This window comes from Synechococcus sp. LTW-G (genome assembly GCF_054459035.1).
Genome location: NZ_JBTKYW010000005.1, coordinates 1 through 19134, shown reverse-complemented (window position 1 = coordinate 19134; position 19134 = coordinate 1). Strand labels below are relative to the sequence as shown.

The following is a 19134-nucleotide window of genomic DNA, read 5'->3' as shown; positions in this document are numbered from 1 at the left end:
ACACCTGAAATCAGGCTGAAGGTTTGGGGGTAGTCGGTCAAGGCAACGATCAATCCCCCGGTTCAGCACCCAATGGCCGCCTGCTCCAGGTGCTTGGCGTTGGCTTTGGGCTCGCCGGATCGATTGGAGGAACCATCGGCGCCGGCATCCTGCGGATCCCAGGACTGGTGGCGGAGCAACTGCCCTCGCAGCCCTGGATTCTCTGGATCTGGGTCCTGGGAGCCTCCTACGCCCTGCTCGGCGCCATCTGTGTGGCGGAACTGGCAGCAGCCATGCCCAAGGCGGGGGGCTGGTATGTCTACGCCGAAGCCGCCTTTGGGCGTCGTGCGGGATTTCTAGTGGGCTGGAGCGACTGGATCGCCCACTGCATTGGCTTGGCCTGGGTCGTCACCACCCTGGGTGATTACCTCTCGCCTCTGGTGCCAATGAGCAGCGCCTGGATCGCCGTCGGGATCCTGGGGCTGTTCACACTGATCCAGTGGCCAGGGGTGCGCTCCGGTGGCACCAGCCAAGAGTTTCTCAGCCTGATTAAGGCTCTGATCTTTGCGGCCTTGGTGGTGGCTTGTTTCGCGCTGCCCCTTCCCAATCGAGTGGAAGCACCAGCCAGCTTCATCCCACCCGATCTGAACCTGTTCGTGCCTATGGTGCTGGCCCTGCAGGCAGTGATCACCACCTACGACGGTTGGGCTTGTCCGATTTATTTCGCTGAAGAATTCGCCAGACCCAGCCGGGACATCCCGCGCTCGTTGATTGGTGGGGTCCTAGCGGTTGCTGGCCTCTATCTGTTGATCAACGCAGCACTGCTGCATGTGCTGCCCATCCCGGTCCTGGCGGAATCAAGCCTGCCCGCCGCCACAGCTGCCGAACGGTTGGTTGGACCCCAGGGCGGAGCGGTGATCACCGCCGTTGCCTTGGTCTCTCTCCTGGGCGTGACTAACACCGTGGCGATGGCAGCTCCACGCATCCTGTTTGGCCTCGGACGCGATGGATTAATGCCCGGCTTCACCGCCGAGGTGAATGCCGGTGGAACCCCGGTGAATGCCCTACTGATCACCTCCCTCTGCAGCACGCTGCTGGTAGTCAGTGGTTCGTTTGAAAGCCTGCTGGGGATGGGAGCCTTCCTCTATGTGGGGCTGCCCCTGTGCGGATTCGTCACCTTGATGGTCCTGCGGAAACGCCAACCGGAGCTGGATCGGCCGTTCCGCTGCTGGGCCTATCCCCTGACGCCGATCCTGGTGGGAACGGTGTCGCTGGCCTTTTTGCTGGCAGCCCTCTGGAGCGATTCCGTCAACAGCCTCTGGGCCCTGGCCCTAGTCGCCGCCGGAGGCCTGGCCTCAGAAGCCAGCCAACGGCTCAGGGCTGCTGCATGAGTGTCCAGGCCTGACGCAAGCTCGACGCATCGCCCAAATTGCCGGGGAAGGTGATGACCGGCAGACCGTCTGGGGTCATCACGAGCGACAACCCAGCAAACAGTTGTCCCTGCAGCTCAACCCAAGGGGCCTTCAGGCCGGACTCCAGCAGGGTGTGCGTGGTGATCCCCCCTTTGCTGATCACGTACCCGAGTCGCGGGGCCAGGCCTCCGGCTAAGCGCGCCATCAGCTGCGCCAACTCCGTCCCAAGCTCCCGGCGTTCCGCAGGGCTGGAGCAATGGAGCTCACCGCGGCTCGTGAAGACAACGGGGGTATGGCCCTCGCTGATGACCGTTTCGATCTGCTGCCGCCAGGACTGCTCAAGGCTGGCGAGAAGGCGGTGCCGTTCTGGCCCAAACACCACACGCGCCACCTTGCGGACATCGAGCTCGATGCCGATGCAAGCGGGCTCAGCCAGCAGTGTCGTCAGTTGAGCATCAGCCAAGAGCACATGGGAACCCACCAGCACCAAGCCAGGCAGAGCGGGGCCGCGCCTAAGCCCGGCCAAGCCAGAGGCGTCAAGCGGCTGGGGTGGCAGCGGCACAAGCCCATTGATCAAGCTGGCGGCGGACTGCAGGGCGAAACGCTGACCCTGACGCTCGCAGGCCCAGATGGCCTCGCCCAGGGCCGTCAACTGCTCCGGCCGCTCCGCATCGACACAGGCGATCGAGGCCGGAGGCAAGGCGGCGAGCCGTTCCCTCAGGGCCTCAGGAGCAGCCTCCAAGTCGGAGCAGCTGATTTGCCGAACCGAGGCGGCCAGGGTCTGTCCGGCGGTTTTCTCCTCCACCCAAGCCGGCAAAAAGCTGCTGGAAAATCCGAACAGTCGATCCTGCGCAAAGGCTGTGGCATGGACCGGTTCTCCATGCAGCAAATGCATCCCCTCCTTGGTGGTCCGACCCCCAGGCAAAAACGCCGGCACCAGCAACGTGGAAGCAAAGGGGCCCAGCTCCTGGTCAATGACCTCCAGCTCAAGCGGAAAGTGACCGCGCAGGGTGGAGTCGCCGCGGCTGACGATCAGCCAGCGATCCATCAATCCAGCGGCCTGCGCTTCGGCCAGGGCAGGCTTCAGAGCATGGCAAATCCTGCGGACCCGCTGCTCGGCGGCCTGGGGGTCGAGCGCGCGCGTGTTCGCGAGCAGAAACAGCAGCGGTGAGGGGTGGAGCAGGGCTTGGCGCAGGCTGCCCGGGTCCCAGCGCAGCAACAGAGGACAGCTGTGCACCGTCTGCGATCCAGTTGGATCGTCATCAAGCACCAGGACCTTGATCCGCTGAGCCATGGCACCATCGTGCCGTGATCACCCCTGAACACCGCGAACTCCAGGATCTGGTGCGCCAATGGCACCAGCAGGCCCTGCCGTGGACGCCGGCTGGCGCAGGCACAAGGCTGCATTGGGGAGCAGCACTGGAGCAACCGCAAACCCTCAGCACAGCGAAGCTCAATCGGCTGGTGCATCACTCCAGCGGCGACTTCACGGTCAGCGTGGAAGCAGGCCTGCCCTTGATCGATCTCCAGGCGGCTCTGGCGGAGGCCAAGCAATGGCTGGCGGTGGACTGGCCCTGGGGCAGTGGGACTGCTGGAACCCAAAGCGGAACGATCGGAGGTCTCATTGCCCGCGGGATGGCCGGTGGATTCAGGCAGCGCTATCTGGGGATCCGCGATCAAGTGATTGGCCTGGAGGTGATGCGGGCTGATGGAACCCAGGCCAGGGCCGGAGGCCAAGTCGTGAAGAACGTGGCTGGCTACGACCTCATGCGGCTGTTCTGCGGCAGCTGGGGCAGCCTTGGACTGATCACCCAAGTCACGCTGCGCACCTTCCCCCAGCAGCCCCATCGCGCTGGACTGCTGTTCACGGGGGAGCTGGAAGCGCTGGAATCCATGCGCCAAGCCTGCCTGCAGGCGGCCCTGATGCCCCAGCGCCTGGATTGGTGGACGATCGAGGGGATGCCCTGCCTACTGCTTGGGCTCGTCAGCATCAGCCGAAGCGCTGTGGAGTCCCAATTGCAGGAACTCAACAGCTACGCGCAGACGCTTGGACTCCAGGCCAACGGCCTCAACGCCGATGAGCTCCTGGAGCTCGAGGCCGCAGGACGTGAAGCAGAAGCTGAGCTCGACAAGGATCGTTGGTTAATACGCATCGGACTGCCGCCAGCTCAAGCCCACGCCTGGATGGGTGAAGCCTGCTTGCAGGGCATCCGACTCAACCTGGCCGCCGGGAGCGGCCAAGGCCTGGCCTGGGCTGATCCTGAGGATCTGCCGGGCCACAGAATCAGCAGCTTGGCCGAACGCTGCCGATCGCTCGGCGGCGCGCTCACTCTCCTGCAGCAACCGAGCTCGAGCGCCCTCACGAGCGCACTGGACTGTGCGAACCACAGCCTGATTGCCGCAATCAAGCGGAAGTTCGATCCACTGCAACAGCTCGCTCGAGGACGCCTACCCGGCCTCTGAGCAGACGTAACGGCAACGCAACTGCATCGCCTGACCAGGCTCCAACTCCAGGCGGCGATCACCCGTCGCCAGGGAGCCGCGTGGGGCCGTCCAGGGCTCCAGGCAAACCATGGAGCGAGGGGGCTCGGTCCAGACCACCGCCAGATCCAGCGGAGCAGTCAGTTCGAGGCTGATGACCTGGCCCGAACCAGCGTCGACCAAACGCACCGAATCGCCCGTTGGATCAGCCAGGAGATCCACCCCCTCGGGCAGCTGGGCCAACTGTTCGGCCGTTGAAGCCTGAGCCATCTGGTGATGGTCCAGGCAGCGCTCAGGCAGGCCATCCAAGCTGGCGGCCTGCAGTGAACTGACGGCGAAGTAGGGGTGCAGGCCGAGCGAGAACGGCATCACACCAGAGCTGTCGGGTCCATGTTCAACCGTGGCCAGAACCTCTAAGGCCGACGGTGCAAGCCTGTAGTCCATGCTCAAACGAAACGAGAAGGGGAACGCAGCACGGGTCTGTGGATTGGACTCCAAGACCAAACGAAGTCCAGCCCCATCGCTCAACGCCTCGAGTTGCCACGGCAGATCCCTGGCAAAGCCGTGCTGAGGAAGCGTGTAGCTCCCTTCCGGGAGATTCCCGCAGATCGGGAACAACACGGGAATACCACCGCGAACACTCTTGGCTGGGTCAGCAAAGCGATCGGCGTCGAAATACAGACGCTCTTGGCCACCACACAGCCAACCGGTGACGAGCCCGCCACGCTCGGGGACAACCCTGAGCTGATCACCGTTCGCAGCCGTGAAACAGTGATGCGGGTACGGCCCTTCGGCAGCTTGCAGACCCATGGTCTCGAGCGTCAGCGTGCCCAGAGGTTGTACTTGAGAATGCACCAAACGGCACGAACGCCATCCTTCCAGCCGATTTTCTTGCCTTCGTCGTAGGTGCGGCCGTAATAGGAGATACCCACCTCATAGATGCGGCAGCGACGTTTCGCCACCTTGGCCGTAATTTCCGGTTCAAAACCAAATCGCTTCTCCCGAATCGGTATCGACTGAATAATTTCAGTGCGAAATGCTTTATAACAAGTCTCCATATCTGTGAGGTTTAGGTCGGTCAACATATTGCTCATTAACGTCAAGAAACCATTACCCACACGGTGCCAGAAATAAACCACACGGTGGGGGGCCGCACCCTGAAAGCGACTACCAAAAACCACATCCGCCTTGCCCTGAACGATCGGGCTAATCACGAGTGGATATTCATTGGGGTCATACTCGAGGTCGGCATCTTGAACAATGCAAATCTGACCTTGGGCGGCGGCAAAGCCAGTGGCGAGCGCAGCCCCTTTGCCCTTGTTGCGCTCATGAAGCAACACGGTGAGGTCCGGCGCGCTCAAGCCCTTCAGCAACTCACGGGTCCCATCACTGGAGCCGTCATCAACAACGATGAGCTGCTTAGAGGCAACCGGTGCCTGGCGGACCCGTTCGAGCAAGTCGAGAATCGTTCCGGCCTCGTTGAAACAAGGAATGACCACCGAAAGCAAGGGACGCGTGCTCTCGGTTTGCATTGCCTTGATGCTCCTGTTCTGTGCGAACTACTTCAGCACAGGCTCAACGGGGGCCTTACGGAACACCACCAGCTTTTGAACCGTGTAGGACAACGCCGCGAGGACTGGAATCAGCAGCAAGGCCGCCACATTGCGCGAGAGACCCCACCTGGCCAGGTAGCCGATTCCAGCCCAGTTGCACCACCAGAGGCCCAAAGCCGTTAGCGCATAGGCAAGGGCCGAACGTTTCTGCAGACGGTCCACCCGAAACACCCGCTTGCCATACAGAACAAAGCCCAAGGCCACGTTCAGAAGCTGACTCAGGAACGTGGCCAAGCCCGTGGCCATCACCAACAGCAGACCCTGAAGCACCAGATTGGTGGCCAGGACGTTCAGGACGCCGTAACCCAGAAAACGCCGCTTCCGTCCTGATCCCATAAAGGCTAGGGGAGTTGATCCAGCCACTCCAGCAGAGCAGCATTCACCTGGCCCGGCACCTCGTCATGGGGACAATGACCGGCCTGGAGGACCACTTCCGTGGTGTTCGCTGGGGCGTGACGCTGGAAGGCTCCGCGACGGCCGGCAGCGTTAATCCAGGGATCGCGAATGCCCCAGAGCAGCAGCAGCGGTGACTGCAGCTCGGCAAACAGCTCATCCAGGGGCTGGCCCCGGGGAATGTCGAAGACCGTGCGGAACACCCCGAATGCTCCGGGATCACGGGAGGGAGCCAGGATCGACTCCACCAGTTCGTCATCGACGTTGGTGCGATCGATGTAGACCTGATTCAGGGTGCGGCGCACGTTGCCCGGACGGCGCATGTTTTCAAACAACAGGCGCTGGAGGATCGGGCTCTTGAGCAGGGCCGATCCGACCGTTCGGCGGGCGATCGCACCCCAGCCTTTGGGCTCGCCCTGTTCATCAGAAAACGGTCCAGCGGCATTCAGCAGGGCCACCCCCGCACTGTCTGAACCCAAGGCCGCCCCAGCAGCCAGGGCGGCGTAACCCCCCAGAGAATTACCAACGAGGACCGTCGGCCGGCCAATGCGCTCCCTGACGTAGCTCACCAACTGATCGCGCCAGAGGGCACCGCCATAGCTCGGGCCGGCGGGCTTGGCACTGCGGCCAAAGCCCAGCAGATCCAAGGCATGGACCTCGTAGTGCTGCTGCAGGGCCGGGATATTGAAGCGCCAGTGGTCGGTCGAGGCGCCAAAGCCATGCACCAACAACACTGCAGGACGGTCAGCGGCGCTCGTGCCCTGCTGCAGGCAATGGATGGGAAACCCCTGAAACTGCCAGGTGCTCGTGGTCACGGGGGCCTGCGGCTGGGGGGCGATGCTAGGGAGATCCACTGCCCTGGGGGCGCCGGGTGATCACCGACTGGCTGCTAATGAGCTGGACTCTCTGGCTTCCAGGCACGGCGCTCTGGGCCTTGAGTGCCTACATCCCCCTCAGTGGCCGGCTGCTGAACGAAGACGACGGAGCGGGGCAGGCCAGCCTCAAGCTCAGCGGCTGCCTTGCCCTGGCCCTGGTGCTGGGCTTCGGCATCAACCTGGGCTTGGGCTTCAGCCTGGGCCCCAGTTGGGGCTCAAGCCTTGGGCTGGTCGCAGCGCTCTATGGCCTCTTTTGGGGCGTGATCGCCCGCCAGGACTAATCGCCCTGGTAGCTGCTGCGGCGACGGCGAGCCCGACCCTCGCCAAAGGAATCGTTCTGACTGCCGTAGCTGCGGTCTTCCCAGCCCTGGGCACCGGATGGACGATCACCCCGAGGTTCAGGAGCACGACTGGGCTCATAAGAGCCTCCATATCCGCCCCCGCCGCCGCCATAGCCGCCGCGGCGGGGGGCTCCACCACCACCGCCGGGAGAACGGGGTTCCGCCTTGTTGATGCGCAAGGGGCGGCCCATCAGTTCAGCCCCCTGCAGAGCATCAATAGCCCGGTCTTCGCTCTCAGGATCAACGAGTTCGACGAAGGCGAACCCACGCTTGCGGCCGGTATCGCGCTCAAGGGGAAGGGCGCAATTGGCGACTTCACCAAAGGGGGCAAACAACTCGGCGACGTCCTCTTGCTCTGCGCGAAAAGGCAGGTTGCCAACAAAGATGCTCACAGGCCGTCCGGGCCGATTAGGCGTTGATTCAGCCCCAGAACCCTAGACCGGCTGAAGCGATTTGAGAGGCTGCTCTCAATCAGCCAGCCGCTGTTTGGCCCGCTCCAGTTGCAGGCGGACCTTCTCAAAAGCCGTCCCCCCCTCACTCCGGCGAGCGGCGACCACCTGACGGGGATGGATGGCTTCGAAAATGTCGGCCTCAAAAGCTGAATGGAGCTGCTGCCAACGCTCCAAGGGCAGCTGGCGCAGGAGGACCCCCTCCTGCAAACAGGTTTTGACCAGGCCGCCGACGAGTTGATAGGCCTCCCGGAAGGGGACACCTTTACCGACCAGGTAGTCCGCCACATCGGTGGCATTGGAGAAGTCACTCTCCACCGCCTGTTCCAGACGCTGCGGACGAAACTCCAGACCCTCTTCAAACAGGATCGCCATCGCCTCCAAGCTGGCCAGGGTGGTGGCTACGGCGTCAAACAGAGCCTCCTTGTCCTCCTGGAAATCCTTGTTGTAAGCCAGGGGAAGGCCCTTGATCATCACCAGCAGCCCCTGCAGGTGCCCGAACACGCGCCCGCATTTGCCTCGGACCAATTCAGGGACATCGGGGTTTTTCTTCTGGGGCATCAGGCTGCTGCCCGTCGCGCAACGATCAGTGAGGCTGACGAAGCGAAACTCCTCACTAGCCCACAGGATCACCTCCTCGCTCAGGCGACTCAGGTGAACCATCACCAGGCTGGCGGCCGCACTGAACTCCACCGCGAAATCGCGGTCGCTGACGGCGTCCAGGCTGTTGGCGTAAACATCCTCAAAACCCAAAGCGGCCGCCGTCTGCCGCCGATCAATCGGCACTGGCGTCCCCGCTAAGGCAGCGGCGCCAAGGGGACAGATGTTGACCCGCTTGCGCAGGTCCTTCAGGCGAGCACGGTCCCGCTCCGCCATCTCCACGTAGGCCAGCAGGTGATGGGCCAGACAGATCGGCTGAGCCCGCTGTAGGTGGGTGTAACCGGGGATCATCACCTCCACGTGGGCTTCGGCCTGGGCGAGCAATGACTGCTCAAAGCGCACTAAGGCGCCATCGATGGCATCAATCTGGCTCCGTAGCCAGAGGCGCAAATCCGTGCCGACCTGGTCATTGCGGGAGCGTCCGGTATGGAGCTTTTTACCCAGGGGACCCAGGATCGCGATCAGCCTTCGCTCCACGGCGAAGTGCACGTCCTCATCCTCCAGGCCAGGCTTGAACTGACCCGCCGCCGCCTCGGCGCGCACCTGCTCCAGACCAGCGACCAGCTGCTCAGCCTCCTGGGCCGTGATCACCCCCGTGCTGCCCAACATCCGGGCATGGGCGATCGAGCCGTCCAAGTCCTGCTGCAGCAGCTCGATGTCAAACCCAATCGATGCGTTGAAGCGCTCAATCGCTGGATGCAGACCCTGCTCAAAACGCTGACTCCAGGTGGAGGAAGAGGAATCAACGGCCATCGGGCCCGGACTTGCTGCTAAATCTCAGCTTGGCAGGCAGCCGATTAGCTCGCGGCCGCCATCGGGGCGTTCTCGCCCATGCGCTGGGAGGCGTAACCGGTGCCGCGCACGGTCAGGATCAGCTCAGGGTTGCGCGGATCGGGCTCGAGCTTGCCGCGCAGACGGGCTACGTAAACGTCCACCACCCGCAAGTCGGCGGCACGGCGGGGCGGATAGCCCCAAAGCTGCTCAAGGATCTCAGCGCGGGGAACAACCCGGCCAGGCTCACGGAACAACAGTTCCAGCAGGCTGAATTCGGTGTAGGTCAGACCGATGCGCTCACCATCACGGGTGACCTGACGGCGATTGGTGTCCACCACCAGATCGCCGACGCGAAGCACCCCTTGACCCGCGGGAACATCCCGGGGCTCGTTGGTGGCCGAACCGCGGCCAACGCGGCGCAGGATCGTGGCGATCCGAGCCTCCAGCTCTTTGGGGCTGAAGGGTTTCGGCAGATAGTCGTCTGCGCCCAGGTCCAAGCCAGCGACCCGCTCAGCGATGGCATCCAAGGCCGAGAGAAAAATGATCGGTACGCAGGACTCAGCCCGCAGACGCCGGCAGACGGCGAAGCCATCGAGCTTCGGGAGCATCACGTCGAGCACCACCAGGTCTGGCTGCTCTTTGTGGAAGAGGGCGAGCGCTTCCTCGCCGTCTTCAGCGCAGACCACCTGGTAGCCGGCCAGCTGGAGGCGCATCACGAGCACCCGCCGCACAGCAGGTTCGTCATCCACCACCATCACGGTGGCGCGCTGCTCTGACGAGGCCTCGACAGAGGAGGCATCACTCTGTCGTTGCTGCTCGTCGAGCGGCATGCACTACACAGCGTGAAGAAGCGCAACGTTAACTCTCAGACCTCGCTTGGCGATAGCCTTTTGCCGGCGAACTGAGCTATGCGGCGCCAGTCTTAAGGTTTTCTCCAGGTCGCTCTAGGGCCAGCGTCCTGCGGCGTAGGCGTTCCACTGACGCTCCGCCTCAGCCAAGGCCGCATCACTGCTGATCTGGCCCAACATCGCCCGCTGAAGCTGGGTGTAGACGATGGCCTGCAGCCGCTTCACCCCAGGGCTGGCCGGCACCAGCACCCGAGCTGAGCTCAGGGTTTGGGCCGAAAGCAAACGGGCCTGCCGCACCAGCTGCTCAGCCTGAGTCGACGCTCGCTCATCCGCCAGGGCCTCTTCCACCTGCCGCAAGGCACCGGTGGACGAAGGCAGCACCCGTGCCTGCTCGGCAAAACGGGCCTGGTTATTGGCATCGGTCAGAAAAAGGGCAAAGCGGGTCGCCGGCCCGGCCACCTTGCTCTGGCGGGGAATCGCCAGGGTCATCACCGCCACATTGGCAGCGCCATTGGCACCGGTCACGGGCGGATAGGGACGGGTGGCCGCGGCCACCTGGGGCGCATTGGTCTGGATGCTGCGCAGAAACTCCGCACCGCTTCCCACCTGGGCCAACTCACCGCTTTGGTAGAGCTCAATCGCCCGCCGGTACCCCTGGCTGACCACCTCCCGGGGCAGCAGGCCACGGCGATAGAGATCGCTCCAGAAGGCAAAGGCCCGCCTGCCCGCCGGTGTGTTGAAGGCCGCCCGTTGCCGCTGGTCCAGCAGCGTCACCCCCATCTGCACCAGGGACTCGAGTAACTCGGCGGAGTCCTCAGGAACAACGGTCACAAACAGGGCATAGCGCCCCGTTCGGCGCTTCACGGCTTCGGCATAGGCCGGCACCTCAGCCCAACTGCGCGGCGGCCCGTCGTAGCCGGCCTGACTCAACAGCTGGCTGTTGGCCAGAGTGATCCGGGCCGTCAGGTACCAAGGAATGGCGAACTGCTGCGGCTGACCATCGGGAGCGGCACTTTGGCCCGCTTGCCAGATCAGCGGCAGATAGGTCTCGGCAGCGCCCTGGGGCAACAGGGGCTCAAGGGGCTGCAGGCCGCCCTTGCTGGCCAAGTTGGCCGCGAAGAGCGGGTTCAGGTTCACCACATCGGGAGCCGTGCGCGCAAACACCGCCGCCAGCAACTTGCGCTCGACCGATCCCCAGGGGACATCGGTCCAAACCACGTCATAGCCAGGGTTTTGCTGCTCCCAGCGGGCAATGACTCCGTTGAGGTAGTCGTTGAACTTGGGGGCCAGATCCAAGGTCCAGAACTGGATTGGAATGCGAGCGGAGGTCTGCCGCCGAGCGGGGGCGCAAGCCGCGAGCACCCCCGTGAGCGCTGCACCCGCCAGCAGCCCCGCGACCAACCGCTTGGGGGTCTTCAACCCCGTGCGGAGAGCAGTTGTCGCCAACGCAGCAGCAAAACCGAACAAACCAGAGGTGCCAGCAAGGCCGTGATCAAAGCCTGAGCCGCCAGCAGCTGCAAGCCACCCTCGGGCAACACACCCTGGAACCGCCACTGGAGCAAGAAACTGCCCCCTAGGACCAGGCTGCCCAGGGCCGCCAGCAGCCCCAGGTTGAAGCTGCGCTCAATCGGACTACCCCGCCGGCCGAGGAGTCCCCACCACCAACCCAGCAGCACGAGAGCCGGCAGCTGGGTGACGTGACCGACATGCAAGCCATCGAGCAGCAAGCCCAAGGCCAAGCCTGCAGAAGCCCCGGACCAGGCCCCATCCACCAAGGCCCAGGGCAGCAGCCAGAGCACCGCCCAACTGGGGGAGATGCCATCGAGGCTCAACCAGCCCGGGGAGAGCAAGGTCAGCGCCGGAACCGAGAGGGCAGAGGCCACACACGGGCCATGGCGGTGCAATCCGGCCATCACTAACGGGACACCAACTGCACCCAATCGACCGCGTCGATCGGTGCACTCAGTTGAACCACGGCATCGGGGGCTGGAACCAACTCATCATCGACGCTCTGAACAACACCCACCGTGAGGTTGGGGGGAAGCAAGGTGCTGGCGGGGGAGGTGGTCACCACATCTCCGGGGCGCACCCCAGTGTCCTTATCCAGGAACTGGAGCCGCGGCCGCGGCGTATCGCCGCCAATCAACAGGCCATGGCGCTTGACCCGCGGAACCCAGACCCCCAGGCGGCTGGTGCTGTTGGTCAGCAGGGCGACACGGGCCGTACTGGGGGTGACGCTGGCGACCCGGCCGATCAGGCCTCCGGGGGCGAGGACGGCAGCGCCGGCGCGCACCCCCTGCAGGCTGCCCTTGCCCAACTCCAACTGTTGCCACCAACCGGAGGCCTGACGGGAGATCACCGGAGCCGAGATCCGTGCACCCTTGGCTTGATCCAGGGCAACCAGACCGCGCAGGCGAGCGTTGTCGCTCTCCAACTGCTGCAGCCGCGTCTGCTGATCCAACTGCTGCGCGGAGCGGAGCCATTCGGACTGGGCCTGGCCCGGCCAGAACGGACGACTCAACAGGGCGTAGGCATCGAGGACGCCCGCACCCTTGGTCAACCGAACACCAGCCAAGACGGCCAGCAGCAACCACCAAGGCCAGGCCTGAACCAGTTTGTTGATTCGACTGGCCATTACGCGTTCAGCCTGCTGAAGTCAGGGGTGTCGAGCACCCGCTCAAGGCCCTGGTAGTCCTCAATCACGCGGCCGCAGCCGTTGACCACGCAGAGCAGGGGATCCTCGGCGATGTGCACCAGGATTCCGGTCTCGTGGCTAATCAGATCGGTGATGCCGCGAACCAAGGCGCCCCCACCCGCCAGCACAATCCCCCGGTCGACGATGTCGGCGGCCAACTCCGGCGGGGTGCGCTCCAGGGTTCGCTTGACCGCCTCCACGATCACGTTCAGGGGCTCTGCCATCGCCTCACGAATATCGCCGGCACGCACGGGAATCGTGCGGGGCAGACCCGAGAGCAGATGCAACCCACGAACATCCATCGTCGATTCGTCGAAGGCGTCGTCGGGGAAGGCCGAGCCGATCCGGATCTTGATCTCCTCAGCGGTGCGCTCCCCCACTACCAGGTTGTGGACCTTTTTGAGGTAGTTGCTGATCGAATCGCTCAGCTCATCGCCGGCGACCCGGACCGACTCGCTGAGCACCGTGCCCCCCAGGGACAGCACCGCCACCTCCGTGGTGCCGCCGCCAATGTCGACAATCATCGTGCCAACGGGCTCGGTCACCGGCAGGCCCGCGCCGATGGCCGCGGCCACGGGCTCCTCAATCAGATGCACATTGCGGGCGCCGGCCAAGCCCGCTTCTCGCACCGCGCGGCGCTCAACGCCGGTGACCCCGCTGGGGATGCCGATGACCAAGCGGGGCGCCACGATGCCGCGGCCCTCATTCCCTTTCTGAATAAAGGTCTTGATCATCTGCTCAGCGGCGTCGAAGTCAGCAATGACGCCGTCGCGAAGGGGACGCACAGCACGGATATTTCCAGGGGTGCGGCCCAACATCAGCTTCGCCTCATCCCCCACCGCCAGGGGCACACCACGCTCAAGGTCGATCGCCACCACGGAGGGCTCCTGCAGGACGATGCCCTTACCGGAGACATACATCAGGGTGTTCGCCGTCCCTAGATCGATGCCGATGTCGCGGGACAGCTGGAAACGCTTGAAGAACACAGACGTCTCCCCATTCCCTCAAAGCATAGGTAGATCCTGCGATCTGACACCCTCAAAGACCTAGCTGCCACTCGGGTTTTGCAGCGGTGGTGACACATCCGGGGCAAAGGGTGGAACTCTCACCTCGAAGCTCCCCGCCCGGGGACTGCATCATTGATCCAACGCAAACGCAGGAGAACGCCATGGGCGTCAATTCCGTAACCCTGGTCGGCCGCGCTGGCCGCGATCCCGAAGTGCGCTACTTCGAGTCCGGCAGCATGGTGGCCAACCTGACCATCGCGGTGAACCGCCGCAGCAATAACGACGAACCCGACTGGTTCAACCTGGAGATCTGGGGCAAGCAAGCTCAGGTCGCCGCCGACTACGTCCGCAAGGGCTCCCTACTAGGGATCATCGGCAGCTTCAAGCTGGACCGCTGGACGGACCGCAACAGCGGCGAAGAGCGCAGCAAGCCCGTGGTTCGGGTGGACCGACTGGAACTGCTGGGCTCCAAACGTGACGCCGAAGCCAATGGCTTTGGCGGTGGTGGTTTCGGTGGCGGCGCGCCCAGCGAAGACGAAGTGCCATTCTGAGCGATCGCAGGACGAGCACAAAAAAGCCCGGTCTTCAGTCGACCGGGCTTCGGGAAGAGAAGCCCCTCAGCGTTGAGGGGCTTTGTTGTCTCAGGGCTCAGTAGCGGTAGTGCTCGAGCTTGTAGGGGCCCTCAACGGGAACGTTGATGTAGGCGGCCTGCTCGGCGGACAGCTCGGTGAGCTTGGCGCCGATCTTCTCGAGGTGGAGGCGAGCCACCATCTCATCAAGGTGCTTGGGCAGCACGTAAACCTCTTTGGCGTACTGAGCGCCCTTGGTGAAGAGCTCGATCTGAGCCAGCACCTGGTTGGTGAAGGAGTTGCTCATCACGAAGCTGGGGTGGCCGGTGGCGCAGCCCAGGTTCACCAGACGACCTTCGGCCAGCAACAGAATCTTGTTGCCGCTGGGCAGGGTGATGTGGTCGACCTGGGGCTTGATGTTCTCCCAGGTGTACTGCTTCAGGGAGGCGACATCGATTTCGTTATCGAAGTGGCCGATGTTGCAGACGATCGCCTGATCCTTCATCTGGATCAGGTGCTCGTGGCGGATCACCTGGAAGTTGCCGGTGGCGGTGACGAAGATGTCGACATCAGCCACAACGTCCTCCAGACGGACGACGCGGTAGCCCTCCATGGCGGCCTGCAGGGCGCAAATCGGATCGATCTCAGCGATCATCACGGTGGCGCCAAGGCCACGCAGGGATTGGGCAGATCCCTTGCCCACATCGCCGTAGCCGAGCACCAGAGCGACCTTGCCGGCCACCATCACGTCGGTGGCGCGCTTGATGCTGTCCACCAGGGACTCACGGCAGCCGTAGAGGTTGTCGAACTTGCTCTTGGTGACGGAGTCGTTGACGTTGATGGCGGGGAAGGGGAGCTCGCCGCTCTTCTGCAGTTGATAGAGACGGGCCACACCGGTGGTGGTTTCCTCGGTCACGCCCTGGATCTGTGCCTTGATCCGGGAATAGAAGCCAGGCTGGGCTGCCAGCTTCTGGCGAATGCTGTTGAAGAGCGCGGTCTCCTCTTCGTTGCTGGGGTTGTCCAGAACGGAGGGGTCGCTCTCGGCCTTGGTTCCCAGGATCACGAGACCGGTGGCATCGCCGCCGTCATCGAGAATCATGTTGGGGGTACCGCCGTCGCCCCACTCGAGGATGCGGTGGGTGAAGGCCCAGTACTCATCGAGGGTCTCGCCCTTGTAGGCGAACACAGGGACACCCGCAGCAGCGATCGCAGCAGCGGCGTGGTCCTGGGTGGAGAAGATGTTGCAGCTGGCCCAGCGCACTTCGGCGCCCAGAGCGACCAGGGTTTCGATCAGAACGGCGGTCTGAATCGTCATGTGCAGGGAACCCGCAATGCGGGCACCCTTCAGGGGCTGCTCAGCGCCGTACTTGCTGCGCAGGGCCACCAGACCGGGCATCTCGGTCTCAGCGATCTCGATCTCCTTGCGACCGAAATCAGCCAGACCCAGATCGGCGATCACATAGGTGCTGGTGCTCTGCAGCGCAGGCGCAGTGGGGGAGGCCACCATGGTTGATGTTCTTGAGGTGAATGCACTCGCCAGCCCAGACCGTGGCTTGGCAAGAGGTGTGGAATATCTGCAGAGACGCCGAGGCTTCGGGCTCGCTTAAGGGCAATCTATCGGTATGCAACAACTGAGCGTGCAGTTAGCGGATGCGGCGGCCACCCAGAACCTTGGCCGTCAACTGGCCTTGGACTGGCTCGCGTTACCGCAGCCGAGGCCCATCCTGTTGCTGGAGGGGGATTTGGGAGCCGGCAAAACCTCCCTGGTGCAAGGGATTGCCCTGTCTCTCGAGATCGAAGAACCCATCACCAGCCCGACCTTCGCCTTAGCGCAGCATTACCAAGGCCAGGCCGCCGCCTTGGTCCATCTCGACCTCTATCGCCTTGAGCAGAGTGCCTCCGCCGATGAGCTCTTCTGCCAAGAAGAAGAGGAAGCCCAGGCACTGGGCGCCTTGCTGGCGGTGGAGTGGCCCGGGCGACTGAGCTTCAAACCAGAAGGCGCCTGGACCCTGCAGCTGGACCTGCTCAACCCGAACGACCCGGAGGCCGGACGGCTGGCCAGGTTGCAGCGCTAACGCTGCAGAAACCGCTGCACTGCAACCGCATCGGGTTGAGGGTCAATCGCCCCCGCCCCGCCGCAGACCAAGGCACCACAGGCTGCTGCGAAACGCAGCATCTGCTCCGGAGGCGCCCCCCCCTGCACCAGTTGATGCAGGAGACCCGAACTGAAGGCATCGCCGGCGCCGGTGGTGTCGACCACCTGGGGTGGCGCTAAGGCCTCGAGCACCCCGGAGGCACCGGCCAAAGACCAATGGACAGGGTTCCCACCATCAGTCACCACAACGTCAGGTACTTGGGGCAGGCCCGCCGAGATGACGCTCGGATCAACACTGCCGAAGAGCCATAGGGCCTCTTCCTTGGCCAACTTCAACAGCGACGCCGAAGCAATGAGGGGCTGCATCGCCCTGAGGGCTGCCGCGTCCGGGCCGGCGGCTGGATCACGGCTGACATCCCAAAAGGTGGGGCGCCAATTGACGTCCAAAGCAATCCGCAACCCCGCTGCCTTTGCCTGATCCACCGCCCAACGCAAACTGACCGCCGACGCTGCTGTGGCTAGCGGAATCGTGCCTACGAGCAGCCACTGGGCTTGGGCGACCAAGGCAGGCCAGGCCCACTCCAACTCGGCCTGATCGAGGGCCTGATCCGAGAACCCCTGACCCTGGTCACCGGCAAATCCCTGGAAGACCCGCTCGCCATCGGCATGGCGGCGCACCAAGACAACACGACTGGGGCGCGTGGCATCCCGTTGCAGACCGGCCAGCTCCACGCCGCGGTTCGCCATCAACTGTTGAAAGGACTCTCCGATCGAATCGCGCCCCAGCCGTCCGACAAAGGCTGAGGGTGTGCCAAGACGGGCCAGGGCGCAAGCGACATTGGCCGGGGCCCCGCCCAAGCGGTCGTCACATTGATCAGCTGTTGCCGTCGCCGGATCTCCCCCCAAGGGACCCAGGCGATCAACCAGGGCCTCGCCCAGACAAATCACCTTGGGGGCTGGTTGCATCGATCAGGCCGCGGCGGTTCCCTCCTCAGGGTGCAGACGCGCCAGCAAGGCGGCAATGATCCGCGCGTTGGCGGCGGGGAACGGGAAATCGCTGAGCTGCTGGGGCTTCACCCAGCGCACCTGCTGCGAGGCCAAGGGTTGGGGCTCACCGGAGCGCCAATGGCAGAGGTGAACGACAAAGCGCAGACGTTTGTGGCTATAGGCGTGATCCAGGCTGATCAACTCCTCCCCCACCTGCACCTCAATCGCCAATTCCTCCCGCAATTCCCTCGCAATGGTGTCTTCGATCGGCTCCCCCGGTTCCTGCTTCCCGCCGGGGAATTCCCAAAGACCACCCAGCAGCCCTTCATTCAGGCGCTGATCAATCAGAACCTCGCCCGCGTCGTTGAGCACCACGCCGACGCCAATGACCTGAAAGGGCAGTTCACGTGGGGCTTCTTTCACGGGGTAGGCCACTGGATCGCCGGAAGCGTAGGCAGCGCAATCCTCGCGCCAGGGACATTGCTGGCAGCTGGGATTCTTAGGGGTGCAGACCGTGGCCCCCAGATCCATCAGAGCCTGGTTGAAGTTGCGCGGCTGCTCCCTTGAAAGCAGCTGCTCGCTTAAAGCCCAGAGCTCTTTGCTGTTGCGGGCCGGCGGCGTGGGGCTAGCGATTAAACGCGAGAGCACCCGTTTGACGTTGCCATCAAGGATCGAAAAGGGCAGATCAAATGCCGACGACAGGATGCTTCCAGCGGTGCTCGGACCAATTCCCGGCAAGGTCAACCAGCTCTCGAGGTCACGAGGCCATCGGTCGAACGCATCGTCCGAAAGACATCGCCCGTAGCTCCTCAGGAGCTGCTGGGCCCCTTGATGCAGCCGGCGGGCGCGGGAGTAATAGCCAAGCCCTTGCCAGAGCAACAGGACCTCTTGCTCATCGGCTTCAGCCAAGGCCTGAACCGTCGGCAAACGATCCATCCAGCGCTGCCAGTAGGGCAACACGACCTGCAGCTGGGTCTGCTGAAGCATGACCTCCGCAACCCAAATGGGATAGGGGTCCAGAACGTCCGTCCCTTCGGGCAGTCCTCCCGCAGGAGAACGCTTCCAGGGGATGTCGTGGCGGCCATAGACCTGCCACCAATCAAGCAACTGGGCTGACCCCAACGATTGAGCTTCCATCACAGACTGGAACTCACGGCCAAGGTCTACGTGTCCGTCCTTCGTCCATGGCTACCGCTGGCAATGCCACTGGGAGTGCTGTTCGTTGGGATCGCCACCTTCTCCGATCCCGATCCATCCGAGCCGGCACCGAAAAAGCTGTCTAGAGCTGCAGAAGCCCCTAGGCCGAACTATTCGAGGCCACCGGATGGCCTGAGCAGCCGCTGTAGCGATGATCCCAATCTCGCCGAAGCCCTGCTGGTGCAAGGAAAACGTCTGGGGGTTGTCATTTTGTCCGGCCCCCCTGAGTTGGCCGGGAAGGATGCCAGCTATCGAGCGGAGCATGGCCGCCTCGGCACAATCATGCTGAAGCCCAGACCGATGAGTGCTGTCGTCCGCTGCAAGCTGATCAGCCACGAGTTCATCCATGTCCTGCAGCACCTCAACGGAGGACTCAAAGGTGTTGAACCGCTCGGCTGGGGCGCATCAAGCGCAGAACGCAACCGCCACAGAGTGATTCAGGAAGCGGAGGCCTATCAACATCAAGATGAGGCTGAACATGTCCTAAGCCTCCTGAGGGCGACGGCCAAGCCTCAGCGCTAAACCGCGACGTAGGCCTGAACGTTCTGGCTCAAACGACGCAGACCAGCCAGCCCATCCCGCTCGAGGTTGCGTACCCGGTCGCGGCTGATGCCCAGGACCCGGCCGATACCGGTCAAGCTCATCGGCTCATCCGGGTCAGGCACATCGCGGCATGGAATCGCGTAGCGCATCTTCAGCACGCGGCCCTGCAGGTCCGGCAGTTGGTCCAGCAGTCCCCGCATATCCATCCGTAGGCAC

Annotated in this window: 21 protein-coding genes and 1 pseudogene; 6 read left to right on the top strand and 16 right to left on the bottom strand. The window is 63.6% G+C overall.

Translation table 11 applies throughout. From position 1 onward, the window contains the following. The first annotated feature begins 23 nt into the window (after positions 1 to 23). Positions 24 to 1370, top strand: a complete 1347-nt coding sequence (locus ACXIQ9_RS08900) for an APC family permease (protein ID WP_459016429.1) — start codon at positions 24 to 26, stop codon at positions 1368 to 1370. Here the strand turns inward: ACXIQ9_RS08900 and ACXIQ9_RS08895 are convergent. Beyond that, a complete protein-coding gene (locus ACXIQ9_RS08895; protein ID WP_459016428.1) occupies positions 1354 to 2685 on the bottom strand; it encodes a four-carbon acid sugar kinase family protein in 1332 nt (443 codons plus the stop codon). The two genes, ACXIQ9_RS08900 and ACXIQ9_RS08895, sit on opposite strands and share 17 nt — an antisense overlap. Positions 2686 to 2699: 14 nt before the next feature. On the opposite strand from ACXIQ9_RS08895, the pseudogene ACXIQ9_RS08890 reads away from it, so the two are divergent. Next, positions 2700 to 3059, top strand: a pseudogene (locus tag ACXIQ9_RS08890) (FAD-binding oxidoreductase); the annotation flags it as partial. A 780-nt stretch (positions 3060 to 3839) separates the two neighbouring features. Here the strand turns inward: ACXIQ9_RS08890 and ACXIQ9_RS08885 are convergent. The 4 genes from ACXIQ9_RS08885 to ACXIQ9_RS08870 are packed head-to-tail and all read right to left on the bottom strand — an operon-like array spanning position 3840 to position 6693. Continuing rightward, entirely contained in the window at positions 3840 to 4682 is an 843-nt protein-coding gene (locus tag ACXIQ9_RS08885; RefSeq protein ID WP_459016427.1) for an aldose epimerase family protein, read from the bottom strand. An 11-nt stretch (positions 4683 to 4693) separates the two neighbouring features. Beyond that, a complete protein-coding gene (locus ACXIQ9_RS08880) occupies positions 4694 to 5404 on the bottom strand; it encodes a glycosyltransferase family 2 protein (protein ID WP_459016426.1) in 711 nt (236 codons plus the stop codon). 27 nt (positions 5405 to 5431) lie between these two features. Beyond that, complete coding sequence (locus ACXIQ9_RS08875) at positions 5432 to 5821, bottom strand: GtrA family protein (RefSeq protein ID WP_459016425.1); 390 nt, start codon at positions 5819 to 5821, stop codon at positions 5432 to 5434. 5 nt (positions 5822 to 5826) lie between these two features. Continuing rightward, positions 5827 to 6693, bottom strand: coding sequence for an alpha/beta fold hydrolase (locus ACXIQ9_RS08870; RefSeq protein ID WP_459016424.1), 867 nt, complete (start codon positions 6691 to 6693; stop codon positions 5827 to 5829). Positions 6694 to 6770: 77 nt separating this feature from the next. Between ACXIQ9_RS08870 and ACXIQ9_RS08865 the strand changes: the two genes are divergently transcribed. After that, positions 6771 to 7034: a hypothetical protein gene (locus ACXIQ9_RS08865; protein WP_459016423.1), complete on the top strand. Its 264-nt coding sequence runs from the start codon at positions 6771 to 6773 to the stop codon at positions 7032 to 7034. Here the strand turns inward: ACXIQ9_RS08865 and ACXIQ9_RS08860 are convergent. From ACXIQ9_RS08860 to ACXIQ9_RS08830, 7 genes are all read right to left on the bottom strand, one after another. Further along, entirely contained in the window at positions 7031 to 7486 is a 456-nt protein-coding gene (locus ACXIQ9_RS08860; RefSeq protein ID WP_459016422.1) for an RNA recognition motif domain-containing protein, read from the bottom strand. The genes ACXIQ9_RS08865 and ACXIQ9_RS08860 overlap by 4 nt on opposite strands. Before the next feature lie 75 nt (positions 7487 to 7561). Continuing rightward, complete coding sequence (argH, locus tag ACXIQ9_RS08855; protein WP_459016421.1) at positions 7562 to 8956, bottom strand: argininosuccinate lyase; 1395 nt, start codon at positions 8954 to 8956, stop codon at positions 7562 to 7564. A gap of 44 nt (positions 8957 to 9000) precedes the next feature. Next, on the bottom strand, positions 9001 to 9807 hold the full coding sequence (rpaB, locus tag ACXIQ9_RS08850; RefSeq protein ID WP_010314257.1) for a response regulator transcription factor RpaB: 807 nt from the start codon (positions 9805 to 9807) through the stop codon (positions 9001 to 9003). Positions 9808 to 9921: 114 nt separating this feature from the next. Next, positions 9922 to 11244 (bottom strand): ABC transporter substrate-binding protein, encoded by a 1323-nt coding sequence (locus ACXIQ9_RS08845; protein WP_459016420.1) that lies wholly within the window; start codon positions 11242 to 11244, stop codon positions 9922 to 9924. Continuing rightward, on the bottom strand, positions 11241 to 11738 hold the full coding sequence (locus ACXIQ9_RS08840; RefSeq protein ID WP_459016419.1) for a rod shape-determining protein MreD: 498 nt from the start codon (positions 11736 to 11738) through the stop codon (positions 11241 to 11243). Before ACXIQ9_RS08840 ends, ACXIQ9_RS08845 begins: the two co-directional genes overlap by 4 nt. A gap of 2 nt (positions 11739 to 11740) precedes the next feature. Beyond that, a complete protein-coding gene (gene mreC, locus ACXIQ9_RS08835) occupies positions 11741 to 12460 on the bottom strand; it encodes a rod shape-determining protein MreC (RefSeq protein ID WP_010314251.1) in 720 nt (239 codons plus the stop codon). After that, entirely contained in the window at positions 12460 to 13506 is a 1047-nt protein-coding gene (locus ACXIQ9_RS08830) for a rod shape-determining protein (protein WP_459016418.1), read from the bottom strand. Before ACXIQ9_RS08830 ends, mreC begins: the two co-directional genes overlap by 1 nt. A 182-nt stretch (positions 13507 to 13688) precedes the next feature. Here ACXIQ9_RS08830 and ACXIQ9_RS08825 point away from each other — a divergent pair, with 182 nt between their 5' ends. Then, positions 13689 to 14078, top strand: a complete 390-nt coding sequence (locus ACXIQ9_RS08825; RefSeq protein ID WP_459016417.1) for a single-stranded DNA-binding protein — start codon at positions 13689 to 13691, stop codon at positions 14076 to 14078. 97 nt (positions 14079 to 14175) lie between these two features. On the opposite strand, the gene ahcY is transcribed toward ACXIQ9_RS08825, so the two are convergent. Continuing rightward, complete coding sequence (gene ahcY, locus ACXIQ9_RS08820; RefSeq protein WP_247476546.1) at positions 14176 to 15603, bottom strand: adenosylhomocysteinase; 1428 nt, start codon at positions 15601 to 15603, stop codon at positions 14176 to 14178. Between the two features lie 115 nt (positions 15604 to 15718). On the opposite strand from ahcY, the gene tsaE reads away from it, so the two are divergent. Beyond that, positions 15719 to 16171 carry a tRNA (adenosine(37)-N6)-threonylcarbamoyltransferase complex ATPase subunit type 1 TsaE gene (gene tsaE / locus ACXIQ9_RS08815; RefSeq protein ID WP_459016416.1) on the top strand — a complete coding sequence of 151 codons (453 nt, stop codon included), beginning with the start codon at positions 15719 to 15721 and terminating at the stop codon, positions 16169 to 16171. On the opposite strand, the gene ACXIQ9_RS08810 is transcribed toward tsaE, so the two are convergent. After that, positions 16168 to 17157, bottom strand: coding sequence for a carbohydrate kinase family protein (locus ACXIQ9_RS08810; protein WP_459016415.1), 990 nt, complete (start codon positions 17155 to 17157; stop codon positions 16168 to 16170). The two genes, tsaE and ACXIQ9_RS08810, sit on opposite strands and share 4 nt — an antisense overlap. Positions 17158 to 17160: 3 nt before the next feature. Then, positions 17161 to 18315 carry an A/G-specific adenine glycosylase gene (gene mutY, locus ACXIQ9_RS08805; protein WP_459016414.1) on the bottom strand — a complete coding sequence of 385 codons (1155 nt, stop codon included), beginning with the start codon at positions 18313 to 18315 and terminating at the stop codon, positions 17161 to 17163. Positions 18316 to 18345: 30 nt separating this feature from the next. Between mutY and ACXIQ9_RS08800 the strand changes: the two genes are divergently transcribed. Next, positions 18346 to 18897 carry a hypothetical protein gene (locus ACXIQ9_RS08800; RefSeq protein ID WP_459016413.1) on the top strand — a complete coding sequence of 184 codons (552 nt, stop codon included), beginning with the start codon at positions 18346 to 18348 and terminating at the stop codon, positions 18895 to 18897. Here the strand turns inward: ACXIQ9_RS08800 and ACXIQ9_RS08795 are convergent. Further along, positions 18894 to 19134 (bottom strand): sigma factor-like helix-turn-helix DNA-binding protein (locus ACXIQ9_RS08795; protein WP_459016412.1); only part of this gene is annotated, 241 nt, incomplete at its 5' end. The two genes, ACXIQ9_RS08800 and ACXIQ9_RS08795, sit on opposite strands and share 4 nt — an antisense overlap.